The sequence below is a fragment of the Streptomyces sp. LARHCF249 genome, assembly GCF_052871255.1.
This window is the reverse complement of the sequence record NZ_JBIXJQ010000025.1, coordinates 1-5,927: the sequence shown is the minus strand read 5'-3', so window position 1 is coordinate 5,927 and position 5,927 is coordinate 1. Positions and strand designations below refer to the sequence as shown.

At 73.1% G+C, this 5,927-nt stretch carries 5 protein-coding genes; 3 read left to right on the top strand and 2 right to left on the bottom strand.

All coding sequences use genetic code 11. The annotated features are described in order from the left end of the window. Positions 1 to 269 precede the first annotated feature (269 nt). Positions 270 to 635 (top strand): acyl-CoA carboxylase epsilon subunit, encoded by a 366-nt coding sequence (locus ACIPUC_RS36815; protein WP_446594797.1) that lies wholly within the window; start codon positions 270 to 272, stop codon positions 633 to 635. Between the two features lie 100 nt (positions 636 to 735). Here ACIPUC_RS36815 and ACIPUC_RS36810 read toward each other — a convergent pair whose 3' ends face one another. Together ACIPUC_RS36810 and ACIPUC_RS36805 are read right to left on the bottom strand one after the other, a co-directional pair. Further along, positions 736 to 3,072, bottom strand: a complete 2,337-nt coding sequence (locus ACIPUC_RS36810; protein ID WP_446594795.1) for an amino acid adenylation domain-containing protein — start codon at positions 3,070 to 3,072, stop codon at positions 736 to 738. Beyond that, entirely contained in the window at positions 3,069 to 3,377 is a 309-nt protein-coding gene (locus ACIPUC_RS36805) for an acyl carrier protein (protein WP_446594793.1), read from the bottom strand. Before ACIPUC_RS36805 ends, ACIPUC_RS36810 begins: the two co-directional genes overlap by 4 nt. Positions 3,378 to 3,564: 187 nt before the next feature. Between ACIPUC_RS36805 and ACIPUC_RS36800 the strand changes: the two genes are divergently transcribed. Both ACIPUC_RS36800 and ACIPUC_RS36795 read left to right on the top strand, forming a co-directional pair. Next, positions 3,565 to 4,326, top strand: coding sequence for a thioesterase II family protein (locus ACIPUC_RS36800; protein ID WP_446594791.1), 762 nt, complete (start codon positions 3,565 to 3,567; stop codon positions 4,324 to 4,326). A gap of 170 nt (positions 4,327 to 4,496) precedes the next feature. Then, a partial coding sequence (locus ACIPUC_RS36795) for a methyltransferase (RefSeq protein ID WP_446594789.1) occupies positions 4,497 to 5,927 on the top strand: 1,431 nt, incomplete at its 3' end.

Sequence of the window (5,927 nt, the reverse complement as noted above, 5' to 3'; positions counted from 1 at the left end):
GCTTCATGGCCCCGCGGCGGCATTTTGCGTGTCTGCAATATCCACTCGAATGGCGCTTGAATATGATTCGAATGCGCCTCGAATCTCGGTGGAATTTCACTGGGGGAACCAGACTCGGAACGTCGGGTTCCGGCCATGATCGCAGGCGTTCGCGAGTCATTCCGTACGCATTCCCGTGCGGAATCCGAGCCGGGCTGTAGCGCCCGGGCCGATCCTGGAGTGTCCGGCACCAGGCGCTTCCCGGTGCGACCGTGTCGAAAGGGGTACCCATGATCATCGTCGAGGAACGTCCGCTGCCGACCGCCCCTGCGGTGCGTGTCACCCCCGCAGGGGAACATCCCGCCGGCCCGCCCGCGAACACGGACCGCCCGGACCCCGCAGCGCGTGCGGACCGCCCCGAGCCTTCCGGGGCGGCCCCCGCCGAGGACACCTCTCTGGCCCTCGCCATGGCCTCGATCCGTATCTCCAGGGGCAACCCCACCGCCGAGGAGATCGCCGCCCTCGCCGTCCTGCTCACGACCCGCCTGCGCAAGCGCCACGAGACCCTGCAGCCCGCACCCTCCGCTGCGCGGCCCCGCAGGCTGCCGCCCCTGCCCTGCCCGCCGTTCCGCGCGCCGGGCGCCTGGGGCTCGTAGACGACGGAGGGGCCCGGCCACAGGCCGGGCCCCGGCGACCGGGCTCAGGGAGGCTGGCTGCCCGCGGTGAGGGGCAGGGGGACCGGGACCTCCCGGGGGTTCACAGCCGGCGCAGGAGGGCCGCCCGGTCGACCTTGCCCGTGCTGGTCAGGGGCAGCTCGTCGAGCGCGGTGATGCGGGTGGGGATCATGTACGACGGCAGGATGGTCCGCAGGGCGCGTACGACCTCGGCCTTCGAAAGCGGCTCGGCCGTCGGCACGTAGAAGGCGGCCAGCGACCGCCCGCCCCGCCCCGTGGGCGCCACCACCGACGCGGCCCGGACGCCCGGGCACTGGAGGAGGGCGCTTTGCACCTCGCCCAGTTCGATCCGGTAGCCGCGCACCTTGACCTGGTCGTCGAGGCGGCCCAGGAACTCCAGGTCGCCGCTCGGCAGCCAGCGGGCGCGGTCACCGGTGCGGTACATGCGCTCGCCGGGGTGCAGGGCTCCCGGGTCGGGCAGGAACTTGGCGGCGGTGAGACGGGCGGCCGCGGCGTAGCCCAAGGCCACGCACGTGCCGGCGATGTACAGATCGCCCTCCGTGCCGAGGGGGCAGGGCCGCAGGTCGCCGTCGAGCACGTAGTAGCGGGCGTTCTGCATCGGCTTCCCGTAGGGGATGCTCGGCCACGCGGGGTCGACGTCGCCCACCCGGTAGTGGTTCGACCAGACGGTGCACTCCGTGGCGCCGCCCAGCGCCACCACCTCGGCGTTCGGGAACGCGGCCCGGATCTGGTCCGGGAGCGGCACCGGGATCCAGTCGCCGCTGAGGAGGACCAGGCGGAGCGCGTCGCGCCCGGCGGGCTCGCGGGCCTGGACGAAGGGCATGACCATGGCCAGGGAGGCGGGCGCCGAGTCCCAGATGGTGATGGCCTTCTGTTCGAGCAGGTCCACCAGGGTGTCCGGCTCGGCGAGTTCCGCCGCCGACGCCAGCCGTACGGTCGCGCCGGCGGCCAGCACGCCGAAGATGTCGTAGACCGAGAGGTCGAAGCAGAAGGACGTGACGAACAGGATCTCGTCGGCGGGCCCGACCCCGTAGGTGCGGTTCATCCAGTCGATGAGGTTCACCGCCGACCGGTGGGTGACGACGACTCCCTTGGGCGCACCGGTCGAACCGGACGTGAAGATGGTGTAGCAGACGTCGTCGGCCGTCGGACCGGTGGCGAGCGGGGCGGCCGGCCGGAGGCCGACGTGATGGCCGGTCCACAGCGGCTCGCGGCCCGGCGCCGCGCGGTCGCGGGACGGCTCGACGCGGATGACGGCGTCGTACCGCTCGGCCAGTTCGCCCGTGAACTCCTCGGCCCGGCGGCGGTGGACGCTCGCGCGGGCCACCCCGGGCAGGAGTTCGGGGAGGCGCTCGACGAAGCGGGGCGGCACCCGCAGGCCGGAGTGGGTGCTGAGCCCGGGGTCGATGAGGTCGGCGAGGACGATGACGCCGTCGTCGGCGAGCAGCCCGAGAAGCGAGTCGAGGACGCCGGTCAGGTGGTCGAGGTCCGGCAGGAACTGCACCGTACTGGCCAGCACGACGACGTCGAACGGGCCGCGTACCCGCTCGGCGGCCTCATGGGCGAAGCACACCACGCCGTCGACCTCGCCCCCGGCGCCGGCCCCGGTCTCCTTGCTTCGGGCCACGGACACCGGTGAGGGGTCGACGGCGACGTAGCGGGACGCCCACGGTGCCAGGGCCTCGACGATCAGGCCGGATCCGCACCCGATCTCCAGGACCGAGGGCCGTTCGGCGGACGTCGCGGCCCGTACGAACCGCGCCACGTGGTCCTGGTAGCCCCGGACGTCGTCCGCGGTGAAGGGCCGTTCCGAGCGGCGCGTGTTGAAGCCGGCGGCTTCGAGCGGGTCCGGGGAGCCGGACAGGTAGTCGAAGAGGTCCGCGACCCGCTCGCGCCGGAAGGTGGCCGACCAGGAGAACTCCTCGGGGACGTCGGGGCACAGCACGTGGCGGAGCGAAGGCACCTCCCACCGGAACTCCTGTACGGCGGGCAGCGATGCGCGGTCGGTCAGCACGGCCGCCACGTCGAGCTGGTCGAGCAGCCCGACCACGCGGGGGGCGGGCCACGCCGGGTCGAGCGGGACGTAGGAGGCGCCGGCTTTGAGCACCGCGAGCATGCCGACGAGGGCCGAGGCGTCGCGCTCGCCGTAGACGCCCACGGTGGAGCCCCGGCCCAGTCCCAGCTCGCGCAGCAGCCGTGCCAGCCGGTTGGAGCGGCGGTCCAGTTCGCCGTGGGTGAGGACCTGCTTGTCGGAGGTCACGATCGCCGGGTGGTCCGGGTACCGCCGGGCGGTCTCGGCGATCAGCCCGGGGATCGTGGCGTCGTCGCGGAACGGCCGCGCGGTCTCGTTCCACCCGCTCCAGGGGGCGCCCGGGACGGACGCCGGCGGGGCGCTCACCGCGCCGGTGCCCGAAAGGCCTCGTGGGCCGTCAGCGCCCCGGTCAGTTCGTTCACCGTCGGGTGGTCGAAGAAGAGCCGGAGCGGCAGGCGCACGCCGAGCTCGGCCCCGAGCGCGGCCATGATCTCGGCGACCAGCAGGGAGTTCCCGCCGGCGTCGAAGAAGTCCTCGTCGTCGCCGAAGTCGTCGTGCTCCAGTGCGTCGGCCCACTGAACCCGCACCTGGGCGCGCAGCACCTCGAGGTCCGGGCCGTCGTGGCCGGCGTGGTCCGGGCTCGCCACCCCGACCGATCCGAAGTTGTCCACCGCTCACTCCCGCGTTCTGTCTCGGTGCTCTGCCTCTTCGGCTGGCTCTGGGGCCTGTCTTCTCGGATCAGGCCGGGTCCGACCGGGTGTCAGTCTCGCCGTGGCGGTCGGCCGTTGTCCGAGGATCTTTCAGAAGTCAGTCAGGGTCGGCGCCCGTGGGCCGCGGTGACTGGTCATCCTCACGTGCATGGGAACAAACACGAAAAGTCGCTGGTTCGTCGGTGTCCCTCACGACGGCCCCAAAGAGTGCGCGCTGTACGCCTTTCCGCATGCGGGCGCCGGCGTGACCACGGTGCGCCGGCTGTGCGTCGAGCTGTCCGACGCTTTCGACGCCTTCGCGGTACGCCTCCCGGGCCGTGAGTCCCGGCTCGAGGAGCCGGCGCAGACCGTCATGCCCGAGCTCGCCGACAAGCTCGCCGACGAGCTGCTCCGCCACGCAGAGGGACGGCCGGTGGTGCTGTTCGGGCACTGCGCCGGCTCGACGATCGCCTACGAGGTGGCACGGCGCCTGGGCCCCGCCCGGGTGCGGGCGCTGGTCGTCTCCTCGCACCCGGCTCCCGGGAGCGTCCGCCGCGAGCCCACGTGGGCGTTGCCGCGGGCGGAGTTCCTCCAGCAGGTCGTGACGGACGGGTACCTCCCGGCGCAGCTCCTCTCCAACGAGGAACTGCTCGACATCGTCGAGCCCGCCCTGCGCGCCGACTACGAACTCATCGAGACCTACGAGCTGGAGCTGTACGAGAGCGGTGCCGCCGGGCCCGTCGCCGTTCCGACGGTGGCCGTACGCGGCCGCGACGACCACACCGTCGACCCCGCCCAGATCGACGCATGGTCGGCGCTCACCACCGGGCCGTTCCGGGTCGTGTCGCTGCCGGGCAGCCATGACCTGCCGAGCAGCAGTCCGGCGGACCTGGCGGCGGCCCTCCGCGAGGCACTGGCGGCCTTCGCCTGAGCACGGGCGCGGCCCCGCCGGCGGCGGCCTGCCGCGTCCGCGGCCCCGGCGGGTCTGGCAGACATCTGTCAGGCGGCCGGATGACCCGGGCATCCCTTCCTAGGGTGGGCTCACGGGTGACGGCGGTTTCCGCCGGCCATGACAGTGGACGACCGAAAGGTGACAGGAGCATGGCGCCCCTCACGGACGCGCAACAGCGCACGAGGACCAGCGACCGGTTCGAGGAGGTCGAGGCCGCGCTCCGGAAGCGGGACCGCGTGGCGCAGGCGGCCGTGGTCTCCCGCGAGAACCGGCTCGGGGAGCGGCGCCTGGTGGCGTACGTGGTACCCGAGGTGCCGGACGCGGACGTGACCAAGCACGTCGAGATGTGGCGCGCGATCTACGACGAAATGTACGGCGACACCGCGCCGGACGCCACCGGGATCGGCGACGACTTCACCGGATGGAACAGCTCCTACACGCGCGAACCCATCCCCCTGCCGGAGATGCGCCAGTGGCGCGCGGCCACGGTGGAGCGGGTGCGCGGTCTGCAGGCGCGCCGGGTGCTGGAGATCGGGGTCGGCTCCGGCCTCCTGCTCGGGCCGCTGGCCCCGGGGGCCGAGGTCTACTGGGGCACCGACTTCTCGGAGTCGGTCATCGACCGCCTCGGCGCCCAGGTCGGCACGGATCCGCGGCTGAAGGACAAGGTGACGCTGCGGTGCCAGCCCGCCGACGTCGCCGACGGACTGCCGGCGGAGTACTTCGACACGGTCCTGCTCAACTCGGTCGTGCAGTACTTCCCCGACGCCGCCTACCTCTCCGGCGTCCTGGACGTCGCGTTCCGACGGCTCGCCCCGGGCGGCCGGATCCTCGCCGGCGACGTCCGCAACCACGGCACCCTGCGGGAGTTCCTGACGGCCGTCCACCACGCCCAGCGCCCCGGTGACGAGCCGTCCGACGTCCGGGCGGCGGTCGCACGCGCCGCGCTCCGCGAGACGGAGCTCCACCTCGATCCGGGCTTCTTCACCGAGTGGGCCGACGCCCGCCCCGACGTCGTGGCCGTGGACGTCCGGCTGAAGCCCGGATCGGTCGGGAACGAACTGACCCGTCACCGCTACGAAGTCGTCCTGCACAAGCAGTCGAGCACGCCGACGCACCTCGCGGACGTTCCCACGGTCACCTGGGGCTCGGACGTGCACCAGGTGTCCGGCCTGGAGGCTGAGCTGGCCCGCCGCGGCGGCCGCCTCCGGCTGACCCGGATACCGAACGCCAGGCTGGTGAGCGAGGCGGCCGAGTGCGGGGTACCCGCCACGGCGGAGGGGACGCCGCTCGACCCGCACGTGCTGGAGACCTGGGGCGAGGAGCACGGCTGCGCCGTCCTGTGCACCTGGTCGGCCGAGGCACCCGGCTGGTTCGAGGCGGTGATCGTGCCCGCGGACGGTACGCACTGCTACGGCGGCGTGTACCGGCCCCTGGACACCCGGGCCAGGCCGCTCGCCAACGCGCCCGCGCTGTCCCGCCGGGCGTCGAAGCTGCCGGCGCTGCTGCGGCGGGAGCTGGCGGCCGAACTGCCCGGCCACTTGGTGCCGGACGACATCGTCGTCATCGCACGCATGCCGCTG